The 24,494-nt window shown below is 70.5% G+C and carries 21 protein-coding genes and 1 pseudogene; 12 read left to right on the forward strand and 10 right to left on the reverse strand.

Features of this window, described 5'->3' with window-relative positions; genetic code table 11:
• The first annotated feature begins 182 nt into the window (after nt 1–182).
• The 3 genes and pseudogenes from R2B38_RS31355 (at nt 183) to R2B38_RS31365 (ending at nt 5,100) form a co-directional block, all read left to right on the forward strand.
• Nucleotides 183–1,001, forward strand: a complete 819-nt coding sequence (locus R2B38_RS31355) for a helix-turn-helix domain-containing protein (protein WP_318019212.1) — start codon at nt 183–185, stop codon at nt 999–1,001.
• Nucleotides 998–3,822, forward strand: a pseudogene (locus R2B38_RS31360) (FtsX-like permease family protein). The gene R2B38_RS31355 and the pseudogene R2B38_RS31360 overlap by 4 nt, the downstream one beginning before the upstream one ends.
• A 315-nt stretch (nt 3,823–4,137) precedes the next feature.
• The gene (locus R2B38_RS31365) at nt 4,138–5,100 is read left to right on the forward strand and encodes a sugar ABC transporter substrate-binding protein (protein ID WP_411978597.1); all 963 of its coding nucleotides are present in this window, start codon (nt 4,138–4,140) and stop codon (nt 5,098–5,100) included.
• Between the two features lie 52 nt (nt 5,101–5,152).
• On the opposite strand, the gene R2B38_RS31370 is transcribed toward R2B38_RS31365, so the two are convergent.
• The 7 genes from R2B38_RS31370 to R2B38_RS31400 all read right to left on the reverse strand — a co-directional run bounded on the left by R2B38_RS31370 (nt 5,153) and on the right by R2B38_RS31400 (nt 11,547).
• Entirely contained in the window at nt 5,153–5,554 is a 402-nt protein-coding gene (locus R2B38_RS31370; RefSeq protein ID WP_318019213.1) for a rhodanese-like domain-containing protein, read from the reverse strand.
• Complete coding sequence (locus R2B38_RS31375) at nt 5,551–6,090, reverse strand: cysteine dioxygenase (RefSeq protein WP_318019214.1); 540 nt, start codon at nt 6,088–6,090, stop codon at nt 5,551–5,553. The genes R2B38_RS31370 and R2B38_RS31375 overlap by 4 nt, the downstream gene beginning before the upstream one ends.
• Nucleotides 6,091–6,331: 241 nt before the next feature.
• On the reverse strand, nt 6,332–7,927 hold the full coding sequence (locus R2B38_RS31380) for an FAD-dependent monooxygenase (RefSeq protein WP_318019215.1): 1,596 nt from the start codon (nt 7,925–7,927) through the stop codon (nt 6,332–6,334).
• A 175-nt stretch (nt 7,928–8,102) separates the two neighbouring features.
• Nucleotides 8,103–9,011, reverse strand: a complete 909-nt coding sequence (locus R2B38_RS31385) for an amino acid ABC transporter permease (protein WP_318019216.1) — start codon at nt 9,009–9,011, stop codon at nt 8,103–8,105.
• Complete coding sequence (locus R2B38_RS31390) at nt 9,008–9,676, reverse strand: amino acid ABC transporter permease (RefSeq protein ID WP_318019217.1); 669 nt, start codon at nt 9,674–9,676, stop codon at nt 9,008–9,010. The genes R2B38_RS31385 and R2B38_RS31390 overlap by 4 nt, the downstream gene beginning before the upstream one ends.
• Nucleotides 9,677–9,727: 51 nt before the next feature.
• Entirely contained in the window at nt 9,728–10,567 is an 840-nt protein-coding gene (locus R2B38_RS31395) for a glutamate ABC transporter substrate-binding protein (protein WP_318019218.1), read from the reverse strand.
• Between the two features lie 203 nt (nt 10,568–10,770).
• On the reverse strand, nt 10,771–11,547 hold the full coding sequence (locus R2B38_RS31400) for an amino acid ABC transporter ATP-binding protein (RefSeq protein ID WP_033286186.1): 777 nt from the start codon (nt 11,545–11,547) through the stop codon (nt 10,771–10,773).
• Nucleotides 11,548–11,836: 289 nt separating this feature from the next.
• Here R2B38_RS31400 and R2B38_RS31405 point away from each other — a divergent pair, with 289 nt between their 5' ends.
• Together R2B38_RS31405 and R2B38_RS31410 are read left to right on the forward strand one after the other, a co-directional pair.
• Complete coding sequence (locus R2B38_RS31405) at nt 11,837–12,523, forward strand: response regulator transcription factor (RefSeq protein WP_318019219.1); 687 nt, start codon at nt 11,837–11,839, stop codon at nt 12,521–12,523.
• Nucleotides 12,524–12,532: 9 nt separating this feature from the next.
• A complete protein-coding gene (locus R2B38_RS31410) occupies nt 12,533–13,945 on the forward strand; it encodes a HAMP domain-containing sensor histidine kinase (protein WP_318019220.1) in 1,413 nt (470 codons plus the stop codon).
• Nucleotides 13,946–14,022: 77 nt separating this feature from the next.
• On the opposite strand, the gene R2B38_RS31415 is transcribed toward R2B38_RS31410, so the two are convergent.
• Nucleotides 14,023–15,021, reverse strand: a complete 999-nt coding sequence (locus tag R2B38_RS31415; RefSeq protein WP_318019221.1) for a TAXI family TRAP transporter solute-binding subunit — start codon at nt 15,019–15,021, stop codon at nt 14,023–14,025.
• A gap of 134 nt (nt 15,022–15,155) precedes the next feature.
• On the opposite strand from R2B38_RS31415, the gene R2B38_RS31420 reads away from it, so the two are divergent.
• The 3 genes from R2B38_RS31420 (at nt 15,156) to R2B38_RS31430 (ending at nt 18,000) form a co-directional block, all read left to right on the forward strand.
• Complete coding sequence (locus R2B38_RS31420) at nt 15,156–15,560, forward strand: MazG nucleotide pyrophosphohydrolase domain-containing protein (RefSeq protein ID WP_318019222.1); 405 nt, start codon at nt 15,156–15,158, stop codon at nt 15,558–15,560.
• A gap of 63 nt (nt 15,561–15,623) precedes the next feature.
• On the forward strand, nt 15,624–17,141 hold the full coding sequence (miaB, locus tag R2B38_RS31425; protein WP_318019223.1) for a tRNA (N6-isopentenyl adenosine(37)-C2)-methylthiotransferase MiaB: 1,518 nt from the start codon (nt 15,624–15,626) through the stop codon (nt 17,139–17,141).
• Nucleotides 17,142–17,262: 121 nt separating this feature from the next.
• The gene (locus tag R2B38_RS31430) at nt 17,263–18,000 is read left to right on the forward strand and encodes a class III extradiol dioxygenase subunit B-like domain-containing protein (RefSeq protein ID WP_318019224.1); all 738 of its coding nucleotides are present in this window, start codon (nt 17,263–17,265) and stop codon (nt 17,998–18,000) included.
• Between the two features lie 513 nt (nt 18,001–18,513).
• On the opposite strand, the gene R2B38_RS31435 is transcribed toward R2B38_RS31430, so the two are convergent.
• Both R2B38_RS31435 and R2B38_RS31440 read right to left on the reverse strand, forming a co-directional pair.
• Nucleotides 18,514–18,804 (reverse strand): antitoxin, encoded by a 291-nt coding sequence (locus tag R2B38_RS31435; protein ID WP_318019225.1) that lies wholly within the window; start codon nt 18,802–18,804, stop codon nt 18,514–18,516.
• Nucleotides 18,805–18,828: 24 nt separating this feature from the next.
• Nucleotides 18,829–19,050 (reverse strand): hypothetical protein, encoded by a 222-nt coding sequence (locus tag R2B38_RS31440; protein WP_318019226.1) that lies wholly within the window; start codon nt 19,048–19,050, stop codon nt 18,829–18,831.
• A gap of 249 nt (nt 19,051–19,299) precedes the next feature.
• On the opposite strand from R2B38_RS31440, the gene miaA reads away from it, so the two are divergent.
• The 4 genes from miaA to R2B38_RS31460 all read left to right on the forward strand — a co-directional run bounded on the left by miaA (nt 19,300) and on the right by R2B38_RS31460 (nt 24,226).
• Entirely contained in the window at nt 19,300–20,238 is a 939-nt protein-coding gene (gene miaA / locus R2B38_RS31445; RefSeq protein WP_318019227.1) for a tRNA (adenosine(37)-N6)-dimethylallyltransferase MiaA, read from the forward strand.
• Between the two features lie 108 nt (nt 20,239–20,346).
• Nucleotides 20,347–20,847: a hypothetical protein gene (locus R2B38_RS31450; RefSeq protein ID WP_318021849.1), complete on the forward strand. Its 501-nt coding sequence runs from the start codon at nt 20,347–20,349 to the stop codon at nt 20,845–20,847.
• A 72-nt stretch (nt 20,848–20,919) separates the two neighbouring features.
• Entirely contained in the window at nt 20,920–21,789 is an 870-nt protein-coding gene (gene dapF, locus R2B38_RS31455) for a diaminopimelate epimerase (RefSeq protein WP_318019228.1), read from the forward strand.
• Between the two features lie 283 nt (nt 21,790–22,072).
• Nucleotides 22,073–24,226: a RelA/SpoT family protein gene (locus R2B38_RS31460; RefSeq protein ID WP_318019229.1), complete on the forward strand. Its 2,154-nt coding sequence runs from the start codon at nt 22,073–22,075 to the stop codon at nt 24,224–24,226.
• The last annotated feature ends 268 nt before the right edge of the window (nt 24,227–24,494 follow it).

A 24,494-nucleotide genomic window follows, 5' to 3' on the forward strand; every position in this document is an offset into this window, starting at 1 on the left:
TTCCGCATCGATCCGGTTCTGACCCCTCGGTGGTGCGAACGTCCTGAACACGGTGGACGCGCGGGGGCGCCGACCGCGTTCAGGCAAGCGCCATGCTGATGCCCGAGGTAGGGCCAACCCCCGGTTGAAGACGCCGGATTGCCCCAGTGCACAGGCGCCTGTGCACAAACGACTGTGTACTCATGGCACAGGAACCCGGCACACCCGGCGTGGCGACGCCCGCCGAGCGGACCCCGGCGACACCCGCACCGGTCGAGCTCTCCGACCTCGCCGCGCTGAAGGCCCTCGCGCAACCCCGCCGCCAGCGCATGCTCCAGCACCTCACCCTGCACGGCCCCGCGACCTCGGCCACACTCGCCCGCGCGCTGGGCCTGAACACCGGCTCCACCAGCTACCACCTGCGTGAACTCGCCCGCTACGGCTTCGTCGAGGAGACGGGGGCGAGGGCGGGGGAGGAGACGGCAACGGCGGGTGCGGGTGCGGAAGTTGGAGAGGGGGACGCGGAAACGGGGACAGGGGCGGAGCGTGCGCCCGGGCATGGTCGCGAGCGTTGGTGGCGGGCCGTTCCCGGTGACCGCCGGTTTCCGCCGCGCAGCCGTCAGAGTGCCGAGATGCGGCACGTCATGGACGAGCTCAACCACCATGCGTACGCCGCCGATCTGGAGCTCTTCGAGCGGCTCCAGCGGGACTCCGCCGAGAACGGGGTATGGGAGGACGCGTTCCCGTACTCACGCGGCACGATCCGGCTGACCCCGCCCGAACTCCGGGAGTTCTTCGAGGAGTACATCGCGCTCCTCAACCGCTACAAGCGCGCCGAGGCTGAGACGCCGGCCGGGGCGCGCACGGTGCTTACGCGGTTCCTGGCCTTTCCGGCGCCTCCCGCTGAGGCCGACGCCGAAGCGGATACGGGGGTTGGCGTTGGTGCCGGTGCCGAAGTCGCCCTTGCGCGCCCTGCCGACGCCGAGCCGGGACACAACAGAAAAGAGACCGAGCCCTCATGATGCTGCGCTATGCCCTTCGGTCCGTCCGCGCCCGCAAGGCCGGTTTCCTCGGCGCCTTCCTCGCCCTGATGTGCGCGGCCGCCCTCATCACGGCGTGCGGCACCCTCCTCGACACCGGTCTGCGCGGCACCATCCGCACCGAGCGCTACGCGGCGAGCCCTGTCGTGGTCTACGCCGACCAGAACGTCCACCAGACCACCGTCAAACACAAGAAGGGCAAGACCAAGGTCAAGCACAAGGCGAAACCGATCGCCGAGCGCGCCTGGCTCCCCGCGAGCCTGGAGAGCACGCTGACGAGGACCCCGGGTGTCGCCCGTGTCATCCCCGAACTGACCTTCCTCGCCCAGCCGTTGACACCCACCGGCACCGGCACCGGCGGCCGGACGTCCTACGGGCACGCCTGGGACTCGGCCGCGCTGACGCCGTACCGGCTCGTCAGCGGCAGCGCCCCGCGGGCCGCGACCGATCTCGTCATCGACCGGGACTTCGCCGAACGGTCCCGGCTCCGGCCCGGCGACCATCTCACCGTCCAGTCGACACAGGCCCCGCGCAGCTACCGGATCACCGGAATCGCCGCTCCCGCCACGGCCGTACGCCATCAGACGTCACTCTTCTTCTCCACGGCCGAGGCCCGCCGCCTGGCCGCACACCCCGGGCAGGTCACCGCGTTCGGAGTCCTACCGGCCAAGCGCACGAGCACGGACAGGCTGCGCCAGGCGGTTGTCGCGGCCCTCCGCGGAGCCACCGCGCCGGACGCCGGAACCGGAACGACTGGGCCGCGTGCCGGAACCACCGCGCCAGACACCAACACCACACCGCACGCCGGCACCTCCGCAATACACGCCGGCCCCTCCACGCCCCGCGCCGGAACCAGCACACCGCGCGTCGACACGATCGCGCTCTCCAGCCTCACCGCCCCGCGCGGCACCACCGCTCACCTCAGCGCCACCGCCCAAGTCACCACCGGTGACGCACGCGGCCCCGTCGAGTTCCCGGACGCCGCCACGGCCAGGATCAAGCTGGTCAGCATGGGCGGCGCGATGGGCGGCACCTCGCTGCTCGTGGCGATCCTCGTGGTTGTCGGCACCTTCGCGCTCTCCGTCCAACAACGCCACCGCGAACTCGCCCTGCTCCGCGCGGTGGCCGCCACCTCCGGCCAGATCCGCAAACTCCTCGGCCGCGAGGCCCTGATCGTCGGCACGATCGCCGGGATCACGGGCGCCCTGCTCGGTCTTCCCTTGGGCACTTGGCTCTTCGGCAGGTTCGTCGCCCTGGGCGCGGTCCCCGCCACGCTCCAGCACACCACCGGCGTCGTCCCACCGCTGGCAGCTCTCGCCGCGACCGTGTCCGGCGCGTGGGCCGCGGCCCGGGTCGCCTCCCGCCGCATCTCCCGGATACGCCCTGCCCAGGCACTCGCCGAAGCGGGGGCTGAACCTGGAGCCGCAGTCGACCCCGGCGCCACCAGGCCGAAGCGCCCCCGAATCAAGCACCCCCGCCCCACCCAAGGCCATTCCCCTCATTCCCCCATACCCGCCCCACTCGCCTCCTCGCAGGCCTAACACTCCTCGCCCTCGGCATCACCCTGACCGCTCTCCTCAGTCAGCTCCGTACCGAACCCGCCTCAACCCCCGTGACCTTCCTCGCCGTTGTGGTTCTTTCCACCTCCGTCGCTCTCCTCGGACCGCTCCTCGTCAAGGCGGCCGCCTTCGTGATCGGAGCCCCGCTCCGGCGCACCGGCCCGTGTGGCCGGCTCGCCGTCGCGAACCTTCGGGGCAATGCCACCCGCATGGCCTCCGTCGTCACTCCCCTCACCCTCCTGATCGGCATGACCTGCACTGTTCTGTTCGCCCAGCCCACTCTCGGTGACGCCGCCCGCGCCCAGGTCCGCGAAGGCGTGCGCGCCGACTGGGTCGTCGCCTCCCAGGGGCCGGGCATCCCGGCCGAGGCCGCGCGGCAACTTCGCGCGCCGCACGACGTCGTCACCGAAATCGTCCGTACGACCGTCAGGGTCGGCCTCGACACATACGCGGCCCAAGGCGTCACCCCCGCCGGACTCACCCGTACCTGGGACCCCGACGTCACCGCCGGATCGCTCCACGGACTCACCGAGCGCACCGCGGCCGTAAGCGAACTGGCGGCGGACCAGCTCCACTTGAAGCCCGGGAGCACTCTGAAACTCACACTCGGCGACGGCACGCCCGTCACGCTCACCGTCGTCGCCGTCTACGCCAGAGGCCTCGGCTTCGGCGATCTCACCTTCGCGCACGATCTCGTCGCCCGGCATGTCGACAACCCGCTCGCCTCCTCCGTCCTCGTCAGCACGACCCGTACACAGACACAACTCGCGACTACCCTCCGTGAGTTCCCGGGTGTCCAGGTTCTTTCGCCGGATGCCGCCGATTCGCTCCAGGCGCAGCGGCAACAGGCGAACGCCGAGGTCAACTACCTGGCCATGGGACTCGTCCTGGCGTTCACGGCTATCGCCGTGGTCAACACGCTCGCCATGTCGGTCGCGGAGCGTGTCCGGGAGTTCGCGCTGCTCCGTCTCGCCGGTGCGACCCGTCGTCAGGTGCTGCGGATGCTGCGTACCGAGGCGCTGTCGGTGCTGCTGCTCGCCACGGCGCTCGGCAGCGGTATCGCCCTCGCCGTCCTGACCGCGTTCAGCGTCGGTATGACCGGCCGGGCGGCACCGTCGGTCACGCCCCTCGTGTATGTCACGGTGGTCGCGGTGGCCGGGACCCTCGCCCTCCTTGCCACGGCGCTGCCGGGACGCGTGGCGCTCCGGGTCCGGGCGGTCACGGTGGCGACCGCCAGGGAGTGAACGCGGGAAGCCGCCGGTCGTCCGTCCGGAACTCGCGGCCGTCCCTCGCGCGACCCGAGCGAGGGGAACCCTCCGGCATCCGTCCCAGCGGCCACTCGCCTCACCGGAGGGCACGCGTTGCGCAGACTAAGCGTGCGTTACGTAGAGGGTGCGCATGTTTGCCGCGGGGGTAGCTTCTGCTGCCGAACCTCGGCCCTCCACGCTTGCCGACCCTCGGCCATCCCCGCCCGCTGAGCCGCAGCCAGGCCTGCCCGAGTGCCTCCGGCCGTTTCGCCGACCGGTCCTCGTACGCCCTGAAAGGCGGCCCCCTTGTCCTTGTCCCTGCCCGCTCACCACCGAAGAACACTGGTGGTCCTCCTGGTCGGTACGTGCCTCTTACTCAGTGGCTGCGGACTGGAGTCCAGTGCCACGCCCGCCGACGACGGGCCCACCACCCTCGGGTTCGTCAACGGCGGCAGCACCGAGTTCCACACCTGTCTGCAGGAGTCGATCGAGAACACGGCCAAGAGCAACTTCGCGAAGCTCGTCACCGTCAACTCGCGTCAGGACGCCGCGCGGGAGCTGGCCAACATCCAGGACATGATCGCGCGCCATGTCGACGCGATCATCCTGCAGACGGTCAACACCACCGCCCTCAAGAGCGACATCGCCAAGGCCAAGAGCGCGCACATCCCGATCTTCCTGACCTCGGTCAGCGCCGATCCGTCCGACATCCTCGGGGCCGTCGTCGTCGACCTGAAGGCGGTGGGCAAGCTGGACGCCGACTGGATCGAGGACGACGCCGCAGGGCGTGAGGTGCAGGTGGGTGTCATCGCGGGCGCGCCAGGCGCCGCCTCCGACCTGCTCGTGGGCGGTTTCACCAAAGGGCTGCCGGCGAACGTGAAAGTGGTCGCGAACCAGCCCGCCATGTTCGTCGCCGCCAGAGCGAAGACCGTCGCCGCGAGCATGATCAAAGCGCATCCCGATCTGGACTACGCCTTCGTCGCCAACGAGGAGATGGCATTCGCCGCCCGCAAGGCCTTCGACGCGGGCGGCGGCAAGAAGGTCAAGATCGTGACGGTCAACGGCACCGACGAGGCACTCGCCGCCCTCAAGGACGGCCGTTTCGCCGCCACCGTCTCCAACTCGGCCAAGGACACCGGCGAACTGGCCGTCACCAACGCCATCAGCCTTCTCCGTAAGGAGAAGGTGGAGAAGATCGCCACCACACCGGCCCGCCTGATCACCAGGACCAACGCGGACACCGCCCCGCTCTACTGCCCCTCCGACGGATCGTGAGCGGGCCGGTGTGTCGCGTCGTGGACGGTGTGTCGCGTCATGGACAGAGTGTCTACGACGTGACAGGCAGTCCCGCCGCCTTCCAGGCCTGGAATCCGCCGACGAGGTCCGTCGCGCGGCGCAGGCCCAGTTGGTGCAGGGACGTGGCTGCCAGGGTGGACGCGTAGCCCTCGTTGCAGATCACCACGACGCGCAGGTCGTGGCCGGTGGCTTCAGGGGCGCGATGGCTGCCCTGGGGGTCGAGGCGCCACTCCAGTTCGTTGCGCTCGACGACCAGGGCGCCGGGGACGAGGCCGTCGCGGTCGCGCAGGGCCGCGTAGCGGATGTCGACCAGGAGGGCATCGCCGTCGCGGGCGGCTTCGTACGCCGCCCGCGCCTCGATCCGCTCGTAGGTCTCGCGCGCCCGCTCCAGCAACTCGTCTATGCCGAGGGGCAGTTCGCGTGTGGCACTCACTGCCAGTCCTCCGGGCGCTCCACCTGCTCCAGGCGCAGCACCGGGCCCGTGCGGCTGTAGCGGCGGATCTGCGGGAGCGGAGGGTAGTAGGCGTGGACGGAGATCGCGTGCTCTTCGGAGGACTCGTTGAGTACCTCGTGGACGTGGTGCTGACCGAAGGCGCGGCCCTTGCCGGTCGGCAGCCGCCGTTCGCGGTCCACGCCCTCCTCCAGTTCGAGGGTCTTCCAGCCGTTGCTCGGGAGCCGCGCGGCGAGCGAGTTCTCCTTGAGTTCGCCGGCGGCGGTGAGGAAGGCGCCGACCGACTCGGCGTGGTCGTGCCAGCCCGTCCCGCTGCCGGGCGGCCAGCCGATCAGCCAGGCCTCGCTGCCGCCGGGACCTTCCAGGCGCACCCAGGTGCGGCCCTCAGGGTCGAGGGGGAGCGAGGCGATCAGCTCGGCGTCGGCGGCCGTACGCCGGACGAAGTCGAGCAGGTCGGCCTGCGTCGGGGCCTGGGAGCGCGCGGCGGGGGACACGGAGGCAGAAGGGGAGACAGACACGTGCACCGTCCTGATGAGTGTTCGCGAGGGTGCGCGCAGGCATCACGACAGTGGCGCGCGCGGGTGAGAGAGATGCGAATTCAGCAGGCGACGAGACACACGCAGCCCACGTAGCGGACGAGGTCCAGGTGGACCTTCCGCCAGAGGTGGACAGAGGTGTCGGTCATGGTCCGGAGTACAGCACGGTGGTGCGGGCCGGTCAACTCAGCGTCACTATGTGGACAGTTCGGATACGGCGGCCTCAGCGTGAGCCGGCCGTGGCCTCCGTCTTCGCCGGGCCGCCCAGGGTCGCCTCGGCCGCCGCGTACAGGTCGGCCGGACGCACCCCGCTCAGCGCCGTGACCAGGTGCCCGTCGGGCCGTACGAGAAGGACGGTGTGGGCGGCGGCGCCCGGGTAGCTCTCGGCGACCAGCAGCTCGGTCGGGTGCGGCAGCGCCGTCACGGCGGCAGCCAGGCGAGGCATGATTCCGGCCGTCACCCAGTGCTTGCGCTCCCACACACCCGTGCCCGGCGCGACCAGGACGACCAGCAGGGTTCCGCGCCCGAGGCGGTCCCGCAGCCGTACGAAGGCGCCGTCCTCGGCGGTGACCAGGACGTCGGCGACCGGCGCACCTGGCGGGGTGTCGACGGGGACCTCCGCCTCGATGTGCCGGGGCGCGAGCGGTGAGTCGGCGTACGCCCCCGGCGCACCGAGTGCGCCGTGCCCCAGGTGACCGTCCGTGAGCAGCACATCATGGTTGCGGGCCGAGCCGGGCACGACCGCGCGCAGCCCGGCGCCGCCGCGCACCAGCGGCAGCGCCTGGTCGGCGGCGCGCAGCCGGGCCGCCACGACCGCCCGCCGCTCCGCCTGATAACTGTCCAGCAGCGGCTCGTGCGGCCCGTGGTGCCAGGCCAGCGCCAGCTTCCAGGCGAGGTTGTCGGCGTCCCGCAGCCCCTCGTCCAGCCCCTGCGTCCCGAGCGCCCCCAGCAGATGCGCGGCGTCCCCGGCGAGGAACACCCGCCCGGCCCGCCACCGGCGCGCGAGCCGGTGGTGCACGGTGTGCACGCCGGTGTCGAGCAGTTCGTACGGCGGTGTCGGGCCCTCGGTCCAGCCCGCGAGCGTCTCCCGGATGCGGGCCAGCAGCAGCTCGGGGGTGACCAGGTCCTTGCCCGGCGGCAGCAGCCAGTCCAGGCGCCACACGCCGTTCGGGAGGGGGCGTCCGGTGACCTCCCCGGCCGAGGGTCCGGACGTCCGCCACGGCGGCACCCGATGCAACAACGCCCGGTCGGGCCACGGAAGTTCCGTGCGCAGCGCGGCCACGGCGTGTCGCTCCACCGCCGTACGGCCGGGGAAGCGGATGTCGAGGAGTTTGCGCACGGTCGAGCGCGGGCCGTCGCAGCCGACCAGGTAACTGCCGCGCCACCAGGTGCCCTTGGGGCCGCGGGTGTGGGCGGTGACGCCCGAGGGCTCCTGTTCGAGCGAGTCGAGGCGGTTGTCCGGGGCGATCTTCACCAGACGCTCGCCCGCGAGTGCCTGCCGGAGTGCGCCGGTGAGGACGTGCTGGGCGATGTGCAGGGGGGCGGGCTCGGTCTCGTCGAACGTGATCTCACGCATCACCTGCTTGCGCCGCATCGACCGCCATCCGGCCCAGCGCGAACCGAGCTCGGCGAGGGGTACGCCGGACAGCCGCTCCAGGAGTGCCGTCGTGTCCTCCCGCAGGACGACAGTGCGCGCGGGGCGCGATTCGTCCTTGCCCGGGCCCTCGTCGAGAAGGACGGAGGGCACCTCCTGCCGCGCCAGTGCCAGGGCGAGCGTGAGCCCCACGGGCCCCGCTCCGACGATGATCACCGGGTCCACGGTGCGGCGCCCCCTGCCCGCGAAGGTGTCCTCAGGGACGCATGTGAACAGGAAGTTGGAGCAGGGTGCACGATCACAGAACGTATGCAACCCATTGCCGGTGCTTGCGTCAAGTGACGGAGGCAGTGGCGATCATGCCACTGCCTCCGTGTCGTTCATGCCACTTGACCGATCATCAGATCGAGCCGCCGGCGCCGGCTCCGAAGCTGCCCTGTACCTGCGCGGGGTTGAGCCCCACGGCGTCCTCGACGTCCAGGGTCGCGCCCGTGCTCTTCTTGCTGCGGCGCAGCCGGCCCTCCAGCCAGCTCGCGAACGTGGTGAGCGCGAGGTTCAGCAGGATGTAGATGATCCCGACGACGATGAAGCTCGCCACCACGTTGGCGTAGTTGGCCGCGAGGGTGCTGCGTGAGCTGAGCAGCTCGGTGAGGCCCAGCATCACGCCGCCCAGCGCGGTGTCCTTCACGATGACCACGAGCTGGCTGACGATGGCCGGCAGCATGACGGTGACGGACTGCGGGAGCAGGATGCTCGTCATCGTCTGGCCCTTGCGCAGACCGATCGCGTGCGCGGCCTCCGTCTGGCCCTTGGGAAGGGACAGGATGCCCGCCCTGACGATCTCGGCGAGCACCGAGGCGTTGTAGAGCACGAGGCCGGTGACGACGGCGTACAGGGGCCGTTCCTCGCTGCCGATGCTCGTCGAGCGGACGTAGAACTCGTTCGCGAACAGCATCATCAACAGGACCGGGATCGACCGGAAGAACTCGACCACCACGCCGGCCGGGACGCGCACCCACCGGTGGTCGGACATGCGGGCGATGCCGAACAACGCGCCCAAAGGGAGAGCTATCAGCATGGCGAGCGCGGCGGCCTTCAGTGTGGTGAGGAGGCCCGGCAGCAGATACGTCGTCCAGGCGTCCGACGTGGTGAACGGCTGCCACAGGGCCCACTTCAGCTGGCCCTTGTCGTCCATCGTCCGCCAGACCCACCACAAGAAGAGGGCGAGCAGGACGAAGAACACCACAGAGAAGAGCACGTTGCGCCGCTTGGCGCGGGGGCCGGGCGCGTCGTAGAGGACGGAGGTCATCGCTTCACCGCCAGTCGTTTGCCCAGCCAGCCGAGGAAGAGGCCGGTGGGCAGGGTCAGTACCACGAAGCCGAACGCGAAGACCACGCCGATGGCGACCGTCTGGGCCTCGTTCTCGATCATCGTCTTCATCAGGGCGGCCGCCTCGGCGACACCGATCGCCGCCGCCACGGTCGTGTTCTTGGTGAGGGCGATCAGTACGTTCGCCAGCGGTGTGATGACCGCGCGGAACGCCTGCGGAAGGATGACGATCCGCAGCACCTGACTGAAGCTCAGCCCGATGGCGCGGGCCGCCTCCGCCTGTCCGACGGGCACCGTGTTGATGCCGGAGCGCACCGCCTCGCAGACGAAGGCCGCGTGGTACGCCACGAGACCCAGGAGTGCCAGCCGGAAACCCTGCACCTTGAAGTCGTCGGACGCGCCCATGGTGACGCCGAAGATGTCGGCGAGGCCGAGCGAGGTGAAGACGATGATGACCGTCAGGGGGATGTTCCGGACGGTGTTGACGTAGAAGGTCGCGAAGCCACGCATCAGTGGGACCGGGCTGACCCGCATCCCGGCCAGCAGCGTGCCCCAGACCAGGGAGCCGAGGGCGGAGAGGACGGTGAGTTTCACCGTCATCCAGAACGCCCCGAGGACGTCATAACCTTGAAGAAAGTCGAACACGATCTCCCGCGCTTCCGGGTATGGGGCCTGCCTTACCGGGGTTTTCTCGGACTACTTGACGATGTCGCCGATCTTCGGGGCGAGCTCGTTCTTGTAGTTGGCCGGGCCGAAGTTCTTGGTGACCGCGGTCTGCCAGGCGCCGCTGCTGACCATCTTCTCCAGCGCGGTGTTGATCTTGGTGACGGTCGCGGAGTCGCCCTTCTTGACGCCGATTCCGTAGTTCTCGTTGCTGAGCTTGAGGCCGGCGAGCTTGAACTGGCCCTTGAACTTGTCCTGCGCGGCGAAGCCCGCGAGGATCGAGTCGTCCGTGGTCACCGCGTCGACGGCACCGCTCTGGAGGGCCGCGATGCACTCCGAGTAGCCCGCATTCTCACGGAGGTTGGCCTTCGGGGCGATCGTGTCGTGGATGTTCTGCGCCGAGGTGGAGCCGGTCACGGAACAGAGGTTCTTGCCGTTGAGGTCCGTGGCCTTCGCGATCGTCGAGTCCTTCTTGACGAGCAGGTCCTGGTGGGCCAGCAGGTAGGGGCCGGCGAAGTCGACCTTCTTCTTGCGCTCGTCGTTGATCGAGTACGTGGCCGCGATGAACTTGACGTCACCACGCGCCAGCGCGTTCTCGCGGTCGGCGCTCTTGGTCTCGACCCACTCGATCTGGGCGGGCTTGTAGCCGAGCTGCCCGGCCACATAGGTCGCCACGTCCACGTCGAAGCCGGCGTAGGTCCCGTCCGGCTGCTTCAGGCCGAGACCGGGCTGGTCGAATTTGATGCCGATCTTGATCTTGCTGCCGCCGGAGCCCGAACCGGAGTCGTCCTTGTCGCTGCTCCCGCACGCCGTCGCGGCGAGCGAGAGGACGAGAGCGGTGGTCGCGAAGACGGTGACCTTGCGGAGCTTCATGGTGAACATCCTTTGGCTGGAGAGGAGATGAGGGCCCGTCAGGGCGCGTGACGGTGGCCCTGAGGGCGTGCGGGACCCTCAGCGGCAGTCGGCGGCCGCCCGTCGTCGGCGGGCCGCCAGTGGCTGGCTGTAGCGGTTCGTCAGCGTTCGTGGCTGATCGTCGGTGGGTTTCGGCGCTGATCGCCGGCGGTCGGCAGTGGTCGTCAGTGGTGAAGGATCTTCGACAGGAAGTCCTTGGCCCGGTCGCTGCGCGGGTTGCTGAAGAACTGGTCCGGCACGGCCTCTTCGACGATGCGGCCGTCGGCCATGAACACCACGCGGTTGGCGGCCGAGCGGGCGAAGCCCATCTCATGGGTGACGACGATCATCGTCATCCCGTCCCGGGCGAGCTGCTGCATGACCTCCAGCACCTCGTTGATCATCTCCGGGTCGAGCGCCGAGGTCGGCTCGTCGAAGAGCATCACCTTGGGGTCCATGGCCAGCGCCCGCGCGATGGCGACGCGCTGCTGCTGACCCCCGGACAGCTGGGCCGGGTACTTGTCCGCCTGCGTGGCCACGCCGACCCGGTCGAGCAACGCCCGGGCCTTCTCCTCGGCCTGCTTGCGGTCGGCTTTGCGGACCTTGATCTGACCCAGCATCACGTTCTCGAGCACGGTCTTGTGCGCGAAGAGGTTGAAGGACTGGAAGACCATTCCGACATCGGCACGCAGTCGGGCCAGTTCCCTGCCCTCCTGGGGCAGCGGCTTGCCGTCGATCGTGATCGAACCCGAATCGGTCGTCTCCAGGCGGTTGATGGTGCGGCACAGAGTGGACTTCCCGGACCCGGAGGGCCCGATCACCACGACGACCTCGCCGCGCGCGATCGTCAGATCGATGTCCTGGAGTACGTGCAACGCGCCGAAGTGCTTGTTGACGCTCTTCAGGACGACGAGTTCGCCGGTCGCGGCCACATTTTCCTTGGCCACCGATACTTCGGTCATCGCTTGCTGGCTCCGTCCTCGTCGGTTGCGGAGGACAGTAGTGAGGCCTTACGACCAGCGTCATCACATCTGAGCGAGATCTGAGCATCACGATCGGATAGCAATAGGACACGTGCCGTAGCACTTCGTCGCCGGGATCCGTACCGGCTGGGTAACGGAAGCCTCGCGCAACCGGAACCCACTTGACGGCGTCTTCGTCCATCGGCGTGACTGCCTGGGTGCACGCGCGCGTGAGACGTGCTTTTGTACAGGCCGACACCATACGAACGATGAACCGGAGGGGGCCGGGATGAGACTGCTCCTCGTCGAGGACGACAACCATGTCGCCGCCGCTCTGTCCGCGGTCCTGGCGCGGCACGGATTCGACGTCACGCACGCCCGCAGCGGCGAGGAGGCCCTCCAGGCACTCGTCCCCGAGAGCGACGGCTTCGGTGTCGTCCTCCTCGACCTCGGCCTGCCCGACCAGGACGGCTACGAGGTCTGCGGCAAGATCCGCAAGCGCACCAGCACCCCGGTGATCATGGTCACCGCCCGCTCCGACGTGCGCTCCCGCATCCACGGCCTCAACCTCGGAGCCGACGACTACGTGGTGAAGCCGTACGACACCGGGGAGCTGCTAGCCCGCATCCACGCCGTCAGCCGGCGCAGCGTCCACGAGGACGCGAGCGGCGACGGCGACACCGCGCTGCGGCTCGGCCCGGTGCGCATCGAACTGCCCACCCGTCAGGTCACCGTGGACGGTTCGGTCGTCCAACTGACCCGCAAGGAGTTCGATCTGCTGGCACTGCTCGCGCAGCGCCCCGGAGTGGTGTTCCGGCGGGAGCAGATCATCAGCGAGGTGTGGCGCACCAGTTGGGAGGGCACGGGACGCACCCTGGAGGTCCATGTCGCGTCCCTGCGCGCCAAGCTGCGGATGCCCGCGCTGATCGAGACCGTACGAGGCGTCGGCTACCGGCTCGTCGCCCCGGCCGCGTAGCGGGCCCGGGTGCGCACACGTCTCCTCCCGCTGCTCATCGTCCTGATGGCGGCCGTACTGCTGGCGCTCGGCGTCCCGCTCGCCATCAGCGTCGCCAAGGCGCAGCAGCAGAAGGTGATCGTCGACCGTATCGACGACACCGCGCGATTCGCGGCTCTGGCCCAGTTCGTCACGGACGCGCCCACGGGATCACGCCCCGCCAACACGGTCCCGGACGAGCGCCAGGAGACCCTGGACCGCGAACTGGCCAGCTACTACGAGGTCTACGGCATCCGCGCGGGCGTCTTCTACCGCACCGACATCTCCATGGCGAACGCGCCGGACGACTTCCTGCTGCCCAAGACGGGCGAGGTGCGCGACGCGTTCGCCGAGGCGCTCCTCAGCCGCCGCAGCCACGACCCGGAGCAGGTCTGGCCCTGGCAGCGCAACCGCCTGGTCGTCGCCTCGCCGGTCATCAGGGACGGCGACGTCATCGCCGTCGTGGTCACCGACTCGCCCACCGGGCCGATGCGTTCACGGACCCTGCGCGGCTGGCTGACGATCGGCGCCGGCGAGATCGCCGCGATGCTGCTGGCCGTAGGCGCGGCCCTACGGCTGACCGGCTGGGTCCTGCGCCCCGTACGGGTCCTCGACGCCACCACCCACGACATCGCCACCGGACGCCTCAAATCCCGGGTCGCGGCCGCCGGCGGCCCGCCGGAACTCCAGCGCCTGGCCCGCTCGTTCAACGAGATGGCGGACAACGTCGAGGACGTGCTGGAGCAGCAGCGCGCCTTCGTCGCCGACGCCTCGCACCAGCTGCGCAACCCGCTCTCGGCGCTGCTGCTGCGCATCGAACTGCTCGCACTCGAACTGCCGGAGGACAACGACGAGATCGCCTCGGTCCGCACCGAGGGCAAGCGCCTGACCCAGGTCCTGGACGACCTGCTCGACCTGGCCCTGGCCGAGCACGCGGACGCGGACCTCAGGATCACCGACATCGGCGCGCTGACCGCCGAGCGCGTCGCGGCCTGGGCGCCGACCGCCGAGGCCAAGGGCGTGCGCCTGGTGGGCAGTTGCCCGCCGACCACGGCCTGGGCCGACCCGGTCACGCTGTCCAGCGCCCTGGACGCGGTGATCGACAACGCGGTGAAGTTCACGCCCGAGGACGAGTGCGTCGAGGTGACGGTCGCGTCGAACGGCGAGACCTCGACCGTCGTCGTCACGGACCGAGGCCCGGGCCTCACCGAGGACGAACTCGCCCGCGTGGGCGACCGCTTCTGGCGCAGCGGCCGCCACCAGAACATCAAGGGCTCCGGCCTCGGCCTGTCCATCTCCCAGGTCCTGCTGGCCGCGGGCGGTGGCTCCCTCACGTACGGCCACCACGACCCGCACGGCCTCAAGGTGACCGTGTCGGTGCCCAGGAGCGGTCCTACGGCCTGAACGGGCGCCTCAGGGGCGGGTGTTGAGGTTTCAGGGCCCGGGAGGTGGTCCGGGCGCTTGTGGCGCGCTCTACGGCTCTACGGCTTGACGGAGCGGTAGTAGCGCCGCGCGCCCTCGTGCAGGGCCAGGGGGTCGGTGTAGATCGCCGTGCGCAGGTCCACCAGCTGTGCGGAGTGGACCTGCTTGCCGATGCCGTCGCGGCTCTTGATCACGGTCTTGGTGATCCACTCGGTGAGCCTGGCGTTCATGTCCTTGCGGGTCATCAGCAGGTTGGACACGGCGATGGTCGGGACGGTGGACCCGCGCTGGATGGCGGGATAGGCCGACTCCGGCATGTTGGTGGCGCGGTAGTAGCGGGTGGCGTCGCCCTGCTCGTGCATCTTGGCCACGAGGGTCGCCTCGATCGGCACGAACCGGAACGCGTAGTTCTTGGCGAGGTCCTTCAGGCCGTCCGTCGGCAGCCCGCCCGACCAGAAGAACGCGTCGATCTTGCCCCGCCTGAGCAGATCCGGTCCGGTGTCGATACCGGCCGCCACCGGCTCGACGCCCTTCTTCGGGTCGATGCCGGCCGCCGTGAGCACGCGGTCGGCGATCAGCCGCACACCCGAGCGGTTCGGCCCTATGGCCACGCGCTTGCCCCGCAGGTCGTCGACCGAGTCGATGTCCGAGTCACGCGGAACGATGAGCTGGACGTAGTCGTCGTAGAGCCGCGCCACCCCGCGCAGCCCGGCCGCACCGGGCTTGCCTTCCATCTCGTACGTCCCCACCGCGTCGGCCGCGGCGATGGTGAAGTCGGCGTGACCGGTCGCCACGCGCGCGACGTTCTCCTGCGACCCGTCGCTGTTCACCAGCTTCACCGTGAGGCCCGGCATGTCCTTGTCCAGCTCGGTGCGCAGCAGCTTGCCGTACTCCTGGTAGACCCCCAGCGGGGTCCCGGTGCTGAAGGTGACCGTCCCGGTCGGCGGCTCGTCGCCCAGGGGCAGCAGCCACCACAGCAGCAGCCCGAACGCGACGAGGCCGGCGGCCGCGCCCTGGAGGGCCCGGCGCCTGCTGATACGGGAGAACACCTTGAGCATGCGCGCGATCCTGCCAGTCCGTGCGCGGTGCTGACCAGGGCAGGGCGGGGCTCGGGGGTGCGCGCCGGATCGGGGCGGAGGGAATCGGCGGAGGCTGATCGGAGCCGGTGAGCGGCGGCCATTAGGGTCGTCGCATGAGTTCTTCGCCCGCCGACCTGGTCCGCGAATTCCACCTGGCCTTCGGGCTCGACGCCCGCACGACACCCACCGAGGTCGCCCCCGGCCTCGCCGCCCACCGGGGCGAGCTGCTCGCCGAGGAGGCCGCGGAGGTCGCCGAGGTCTCGGTCAGCGGCCCCCTCGACAAGCTGGCGCACGAGCTGGCCGACGTCGTCTACGTCGCGTACGGCACGGCCCTCGTCCACGGTGTCGACCTCGACGCGGTGATCGCCGAGATCCACCGCGCCAACATGACCAAGATCGGCCCGGACGGCGAGATCGTCCGCAGGGATGACGGCAAGGTGCTCAAGGGGGAGCACTACGAGGCCCCGGATGTCTCTGGGGTGCTGCGCAGGCAGGGGTGGGGCACGAGCGGCGGGTGACGTGAGGCACGGCGGTTCTCGGCCGCAGGGAGAGTCGCTCCCGGCACCGCCTACCCTTGTCACATGAGCAGCGGTGACCGGAGCGAGGCAGTGGACGTCAAAACGTACGAAGTGCGCACTTATGGGTGCCAGATGAACGTTCACGATTCCGAGCGGCTCTCCGGTCTCCTGGAGGGTGCCGGTTATGTGCGCGCGCCCGAGGGTTCGGACGGGGACGCGGACGTCGTCGTCTTCAACACCTGCGCCGTGCGCGAGAACGCCGACAACCGCCTCTACGGCAACCTCGGCCGGCTCGCCCCGATGAAGACGAAGCGCCCCGGGATGCAGATCGCCGTCGGCGGCTGCCTCGCCCAGAAGGACCGCGACACCATCGTGAAGAAGGCGCCCTGGGTGGACGTCGTCTTCGGGACGCACAACATCGGCAAGCTGCCGGTCCTGCTGGAACGCGCGCGTGTGCAGGAAGAGGCGCAGGTCGAGATCGCGGAGTCCCTGGAGGCCTTCCCCTCGACGCTGCCGACCCGGCGCGAGAGTGCCTACGCGGCCTGGGTGTCGATCTCCGTCGGCTGCAACAACACGTGCACCTTCTGCATCGTCCCGGCGCTGCGCGGCAAGGAGAAGGACCGCCGCACGGGCGACATCCTCGCCGAGATCGAGGCCCTGGTCGGCGAGGGCGTCTCCGAGATCACGCTGCTCGGCCAGAACGTCAACGCGTACGGCTCGGACATCGGCGACCGCGAGGCCTTCAGCAAGCTGCTCCGCGCGTGCGGCGCGATCGAGGGCCTGGAGCGCGTCCGCTTCACCTCGCCGCACCCGCGCGACTTCACCGACGACGTCATCGCCGCGATGGCCGAGACGCCGAACGTGATGCCGCAGCTGCACATGCCCATGCAGTCCGGCTCCGACCCGATCCTCAAGGCCATGCGCCGGTCCTACCGCCAGGAGCGCTACCTGGGGATCATCGAGAAGGTCCGCGCGTCCATCCCGCACGCCGCGATCACCACCGACATCATCGTGGGCTTCCCCGGGGAGACCGAGGAGGACTTCGAGCAGACGATGCACGCGGTCCGCGAGGCACGCTTCGCGCAGGCGTTCACGTTCCAGTACTCCAAGCGGCCCGGCACCCCGGCCGCGACCATGGAGAACCAGATCCCCAAGGAGGTCGTCCAGGAGCGCTACATGCGTCTGGTCGCCCTCCAGGAGGAGATCTCCTGGGACGAGAACAAGAAGCAGGTCGGCCGCACCCTGGAGCTGATGGTCGCCGAGGGCGAGGGCCGCAAGGACGGCGCCACCCACCGCCTCTCCGGCCGTGCCCCCGACAACCGCCTCGTCCACTTCACCAAGCCCGACCAGGACGTCCGCCCCGGTGACGTGGTGACGGTCGACATCACCTACGCCGCTCCGCACCACCTCCTCGCCGAGGGCCCCACCCTGAATGTGCGCCCCACGCGCGCGGGCGACGCCTGGGAGAAGCGCAACGCGGCCGAGGCCGCCAAGCCGGCCGGCGTGATGCTGGGCCTGCCGAAGATCGGCGCACCCGCGCCGCTGCCGGTTGCCACAGGGAGCGGTTGCGGCTGCGACTGAGGTCGTCGCCCCGACGAGCGACGCCGGGTCGAGGTCGAAGTCGGGTCGTCGTCGAGTCGACGGCGTGGCCATGGGGACTGTCCGCGTGATGTGTCGGGGGCGCCTTGTTAGGGTTCCGGCCATGCTCGTAGCCGCCGCTGTCTGCCCCTGCCCGCCGCTCCTCGTCCCCGATGTCGCCGCAGGTGCCGCGTCCGAACTGGCCGCCGCGCGGGCCGCGTGCACCGACGCGCTGGGTGTGCTCGCCGCCGCGCGGCCCGATCGCCTGGTGGTCGTCGGGCCCGCCGAGCAGAGCGGGCGCGGGCCGCATCCCGAGGGCACCCGGGGTTCGTTCCGCGGCTTCGGCGTCGATCTCGACGTACGGCTGGGCGGAAACGGCGACGGGGATGGGCGCGGGGACATTGGCGCGGCGTCAGGGCGTCAGCTTCCGACCTCGCTCGCCGTCGCCGCGTGGCTGCTGGAGCGGACCGGGTGGTCCGACGCCCCGATCGAGGGACTCGGCGTGGGGGAACCTCTCGAGGCCGAGCGGTGTATCCAAACCGGGAGGGACATCGTCGCGCGGGCCGACCGGGTCGCGCTGCTGGTGATGGGCGACGCCAGCGCGTGCCGGACGCTGAAGGCACCGGGCTATCTCGACGAGCGGGCGGCACCTTTCGACGCGGAGGTCGCGCGGGCGCTGGCGGCGGCGGACGTGGCGGCCGTCAAGGCGCTGGACGCCGAGCTGGCGTACGAACTGAAGGCGTCGGGCCGCGCGCCTTGGCAGGTCCTCGCGGGCGCGGCGGAGGGCGCGGGCCTCGGCGGGGCGCTGTTGTACGAGGACGCGCCGTACGGGGTCGGGTACGTGGTCGCTACCTGGTCGTAGGTGCGGGTGCGGGTGCGGGTGCGGGCTCCTGGGGCGGCGGCGGGTGCGGGGTGGTCGGTGCGCTGAGGCCGTAGGCGGGCGGGGGCGACGTGGTCTGGGCCGCCGTCGTCAGTGGGGCCGCGGCGTGATCCAGGCGTTGTGCGTGCAGGGTGTGGTGCGGTTGTGCCGGGCGGAGGGGCTGCGCCGCGCGGCAGGCGCTGCACCCGGGTGGGTGAGGGCGGCGAGCTAGGTGGTGGTGGGGGAGAGGGCGGCGGAGGCGGTCCTCTGCGATCGCCGCGAGGGTGACCCATGGCTGCGCTCGGAGCGCGCGACACGCACCCGCCTACCACAGTCGTCGCGCGGGCTGCGGGCCCGAGGCGGCCGTAGCGCCCACGCACCGCCACCGCCCCCACTCACCCCGCTCCGAATCGACCCCGCCCCCGGCGAACCGTCCCGTCCCTGGCCCACGAAACGGCGGACGACCGAGGAACCATACGCCCCCCGGCCGTCCGCCGATCGATGTGCAGCTGCCGTTCAGGAAGCCGGCGGGGTCGAGTCCGGCGGCGTGGTCGTGCCGCCGCCCTCCGTCCCCGTGTTCCCGGCGCTTCCCGTGTCGCCCTGGTGCGCGAGTCGGTCCATGGCGTCCTTGGCCTTGCCCGTGCCCGTCTGGATCTTGTCGCTGTACTTGCCCTTGGTCTTCTCGTCGACCATTTTCGCGGCCTTGTCCAGGCCGTTCTCGATCTTGCCTCCGTGCTGCTGCGCGAGGCCCGAGACCTTGTCCTTCGCCGGGGCGAGTTTGGCCTTCCAACTGTCCATCAGACCCATGGTTCACCTTCCCACGCGGGGCAGTTACGTTCGGGCGCCTTCACCGGCCTCGTTGTCGGCGGCGACTTGGGCGGACTGCTGCTTCGGAATCTCGACGCTGTCGACGGCGTCGACGGACTCGCCGGTCGCGACGGCCTCCGTCGCCGTCGACTCCGCCGCTTCCTCGACCCCTGCCCCCGCCTCGGTCTCCGACACCTCGTCCGCCGCTTCGGCCGTCAGTGCCTCGGCCGTCTCCGTGTCGGTCACCGCTTCGGCGGTTGACGCCTCCTCCGTAGCCTTCGACCTCCGAAGAAGCCGGTCAAAAACGCCCATATCAACTCCATACGCTACTCGTGCGGGCGAAATCCCGCGTAGCCCGGTGCGTCCGTTTGCGTCGCCCGGGTCACCGCCTCCAGAAACCGGCGGCGGGATACCTCGCAACGGGCAACGACCCCGCGCGCGTGCTGTCACGTAACTCGTTCGAGGCGAGGGTCCGACGTTTGCGAGACTGGGAACGTGAGCAGCGCACCCCCCGCCCCCCGAGTCATCGCCGTCGTCGGACCGACCGCGGCCGGAAAGTCCGATCTGGGCGTCTTCCTGGCCCAGCGCCTAGGTGGCGAGGTCGTCAACGCCGACTCCATGCAGCTCTACCGAGGGATGGACATCGGCACCGCCAAGCTGACGCCCGAGGAGCGCGACGGCGTCCCGCACCACCTCCTGGACATCTGGGACGTGACGGTCACGGCGTCCGTCGCCGAGTACCAGCGGTTCGCCCGCGAGCGCATCGACGCCCTGCTCGCCGAGGGGCGCTGGCCGATCCTGGTCGGCGGCTCCGGGCTGTACGTCCGCGCGGCCGTCGACAACCTGGAGTTCCCCGGCACCGACCCCGAGGTCCGGGCCCGCCTGGAGGAGGAGCTCGCCCTGCGCGGCTCCGGCGCCCTGCACGCCCGCCTGGCCGCCGCCGACCCCGAGGCCGCGCACGCGATCCTGCCCAGCAACGGCCGCCGTATCGTCCGGGCCCTGGAGGTCATCGAGATCACCGGCAAGCCCTTCACCGCCAACCTCCCGGGCCACGACTCGGTCTACGACACCGTCCAGATCGGCGTCGACGTGGCACGCCCCGAACTCGACGAGCGCATCGCGCGCCGGGTCGACCGGATGTGGGACGGGGGGCTCGTGGACGAGGTCCGCGCGCTGGAGGCGCGCGGGCTGCGCGAGGGGGTCACGGCGTCCCGTGCGCTCGGCTATCAGCAGGTGCTCGCGGCGCTCGCGGGGGAGTGCACGGAACAGGAGGCGCGCACGGAGACCGTCCGTGCCACCAAGCGCTTCGCGCGCCGTCAGGATTCGTGGTTCAGGCGCGATCCCCGGGTGCACTGGTTGAGTGGGGCTGCGGCGGATCTCACAGAACTGCCGCACCTGGCACTGGCGTTGGTCGAACGACCGGTTACAGCCTGATCACGTCATGGCATCGGGACGCTCCGGCCGCCGTTCCGGCCTCCGGGGGCGTGCCATCATCGAGCTTCGATCGACCAAGTGGAGTCCGAGTTGGGAGGGCGCGTGGCGATGGAGGCCGGCCCTCGCGACACCGCAGAAGGCATCGAGCAGGTCACCTCGGACCGTGGTGAACCGGAAGAGGGCGACGACCGGCTGAGCCCGGACGGCCCGGACGAGATCCAGGGTGGCGTGACCGCCGACGGTCCCGGGCCCGACGAGATGTTCGCCGGTCCCGAGGTCGAGGTCGAGCTCCGTCCGCAGCGCCGTCTGCGGATCTGGCAGCTCGCCCCCATCGTGGCCCTGGCCGCGGTCGGCTCCCTGATGTTCTCCTTCCCGCTCGCCTTCGACTTCGGCGACAGCGGGGCCGTGGTCGCCATGCTCGGCCTGCTCATCTGCTCCTGCGCGGCCGGCTGGGGCACGACGGCCGCCCGACGCGTCGGCTACACCTGGCCCGGCTTCCCGCAGCGCGGCTCCGGGCGCCGCCCGGACTGGCGGGTCGTCATCGCCTACGCCCTGATGGTGGCCGTTGTCGTGGTCCTGGCCGTGTGGCGCGTGGCCAGGCTCCGCTAGCCGCAGAGGTCCGTCACCGAGGTCGTTCACGGGGCTCGTCGGGTTGTCATAGCCACCCCGTACGATCGAGGAATGAGCACGCGGATCGCCTTCCTCAAGGGGCACGGCACGGAGAACGACTTCGTGATCGTCCCGGACCCCGAGAACGTCATCGACCTCTCCCCGGCCGCCGTGGCCGCCCTGTGCGACCGCCGCGCGGGCATCGGCGGCGACGGCCTGCTGCACGTCGTGCGGTCCGCCGCGCACCCCGAGGCGCGGGACATGGCGGCCGAGGCGGAGTGGTTCATGGACTACCGCAACGGGGACGGTTCGGTCTCCGAGATGTGCGGCAACGGAGTGCGTGTGTTCGCGCGCTATCTCCAGCGGGCCGGACATGTGGCAGCAGGGGACATCGCGGTCGCCACGCGCGGCGGAGTCAAGACCGTCCACCTCTCCAAGGACGGCGACGTGACCGTCGGCATGGGCAAGGCCCGCCTCCCCGAAGGGGATGTCAACGTGAGCGTGGGCGACCGCAGTTGGCCCGCGCGGAACGTGAACATGGGCAACCCGCACGCGGTCGCCTTCGTCGACGACCTCGCGCAGGCCGGAGACCTGTTCGCCCCGCCGCCCTTCACCCCGGCCGAGGCCTACCCGGACGGGGTGAACGTGGAGTTCGTGGTCGACCGCGGCCCCGGGCACGTCGCCATGCGCGTGCACGAGCGCGGCGCCGGCGAGACCCGCTCGTGCGGCACGGGCGCGTGCGCGGTCGCCGTGGCCGCCGCCCGGAGGGACGGCGCCGACCCTGCCGTCACCGGGACGCACGCCACGTACACCGTCGATGTGCCGGGCGGAACGCTGGTGATCACCGAGCGGCCCGACGGCCAGATCGAGATGACCGGTCCCGCGGTGATCGTCGCCGAAGGCGAGATCGATGCCGATTGGCTGGAAAACGCCATCCGCTGAACGGGTGAATCGCAGTCCAGGTCGCTCCGGACACCCTGATCCGAAGTCTCCGACGTCCGGTGCGGCTGGAAACCACGGTTGACCTGATATGCCGTGGCGCAAAACCGTAAACCTGCCGACCTTCGCTCGAATGGGTGATCCGTTTCACGCTCGGCGAGAGGCGGTCAGTCGCACGTGGTGGGCTCGGTAGCATCAAGCACCGGCCCGGACGGGGGATCGAAGATCCCCTGAGCCGAGTACGCCATGGGGCACCCGTCCGCCGGTCAAGCAGCCGGAGGTGCCCATGAGTGCGGAGGCCACGAACCCTGCGAGCCCAGGCCCTGTGATCAACACAGTGCCCCGCAGGAAGGCCCGCCCCCGGATCGACCTGCGCCGGCTCGGCCGGGCCGCCCTGCTCGGCCCCGCCGCCCGCGACCGGCTGCCCGACGCGATCGGCCATGTCGCCGAGGCGCATCGCGCCCACTATCCCGACGCCGACCTCGAACCGCTGCGCCGCGCCTGGGTCCTGGCCGAGTCCTCGCACCGCGGCCAGATGCGCAAGAGCGGCGAGCCGTACATCACGCACCCTCTCGCCGTGACCCTGATCCTCGCCGAACTCGGCGCTGAGACAACGACGTTGACGGCCTCTCTGCTCCACGACACCGTCGAGGACACGGAAGTGACCCTCGATCAGGTCGGCGAGGAGTTCGGCGCCGAGGTGCGCTATCTCGTCGACGGCGTCACGAAGTTGGAGAAGGTCGACTACGGGGCCGCGGCCGAGCCGGAGACCTTCCGCAAGATGCTCGTCGCCACCGGCAGCGACGTCCGCGTGATGTCGATCAAACTCGCCGACCGGCTGCACAACATGCGCACCCTGGGCGTGATGCGCCCCGAGAAGCAGGCCCGCATCGCCAAGGTCACCCGGGACGTCCTCATCCCGCTCGCCGAACGGCTCGGCGTCCAGGCGCTCAAGACCGAACTGGAAGACCTGGTCTTCGCGATCCTCCACCCCGAGGAGTACGACCACACACGCGAGTTGATCGTCGACAACGCCTCCCGCGCGGACGACCCGCTCGCCGAGGTCACCGACGAAGTACGCACCGTCCTGCGCGACGCCGGCATCCAGGCCGAAGTCCTCATCAGGCCACGGCACTTCGTCTCCGTGCACCGCGTCGCCCGCAAGCGCGGCAGGCTGCGCGGCGCCGACTTCGGCCGCCTCCTGGTGCTGGTGAACGAGGACGCGGACTGTTACGGCGTCCTCGGCGAACTGCACACCTGCCTGAAGCCGGTCGTCTCGGAGTTCAAGGACTTCATCGCCGTACCCAAGTTCAACCTGTACCAGTCGCTGCACACCGCCGTCGCCCACACGGACGGCCAGGTCGTCGAAGTCCTCATCCGCACCCACCAGATGCACAAGGTCGCCGAGGCCGGCGTCATCGCGCTCGGCAATCCCTACGCTCCTCCTTCGGAGGAGCAACAGGCCGCGAACGACGGCGAGCGCGCCGACCCCACCCGGCCCGGCTGGCTCTCCCGCCTCCTCGACTGGCAGGAGGGCGCGCCCGACCCCGACACCTTCTGGTCGACGCTCCGCGAGGACCTCGCCCAGGACCGCGAGATCACCGTGTACCGGCCCGACGGCGGCACGTTGGGCCTGCCCGACGGCGCGACCTGTGTGGACGCCGCGTACGCGCAGTACGGCGAGGACGCCCACGCCTGCATCGGCGCTCGTGTCAACGGCCGCCTGGCGACCCTCAGTACGGCCCTGAAGGACGGCGACACCGTCCAGCTCCTCATGGGCCAGGACGTGGCCTCCGAGCCCTCCAGGGAGTGGCTGGAGCACGCGCACACGCCCGCCGCCCGGATCGCCATCCAGCGGTGGATCGCGGCGCATCCGGCGACCGGTGACGGGCAGGGCGCGAAGGCGGACGAGGGGGCGCAGAGCGTCCGTTCGGCGCCCCCCGCTTCCGGAGGCACCCCGGGCACCCCGAACGCCGGGGACGCCCCCGCCACCCCGGTTGTCGACCAGCCCGGCGCGACCGTACGGCTCGCGGGCTGCTGTACACCCGTACCGCCCGACGAGGTCACCGGATTCTCGGTACGCGGCGGTGTCGTGACCGTCCACCGGGTGGAGTGCAGCGCGGTGGCGCACATGAAGAGCGTGGGGCGCGCGGAAGTCGGTGTGCGCTGGGGCGACACCACCGAGTGCCGGGTCACGCTGGTAGCCGAATCGTTCGGCCGCCCGCATCTGCTCGCCGACCTCACCGAGGCGATCGCCCTGGAGGGCGCGGAAATCGTCTCGGCGACGGTCGAACCCCCGACCCAGCAACGCGTCCGCCACACCTACACACTCCAACTCCCGGACGCCGCGCACCTCCTGACGCTCATGAGGGCGATGCGCAACGTACCGGGTGTCTACGACGTGAGCCGCGCGCAGCACCACAACACGACGGCGTTCTGACGGGGCGCGGGCTTTGCTGACGGGCCGTTGAGGTGCGGGTTCGGCTTGAGCTGCCCTGGATTTCCGCGGGTGTGGGCCCGCCTGGAGCCTCTGCTCCTCCGAGCCGGGCGCGGGCTTGGCCACCGCCCCGCTTAGGTGCGCGCCCGGTTTGGGAAGCCGGTGGTCTCCTGGAGCACGTGTTCAGCTTGAGCTGCCCCTGGGATTCTGAAGTGTGCCCCCCGCCTGAAGCCGCGGGCTGGACTTCCGAGATCCGCGTCCGCCTTGGTCA

The organism is Streptomyces sp. N50, assembly GCF_033335955.1.
In the GTDB taxonomy this organism is placed as follows: domain Bacteria; phylum Actinomycetota; class Actinomycetes; order Streptomycetales; family Streptomycetaceae; genus Streptomyces.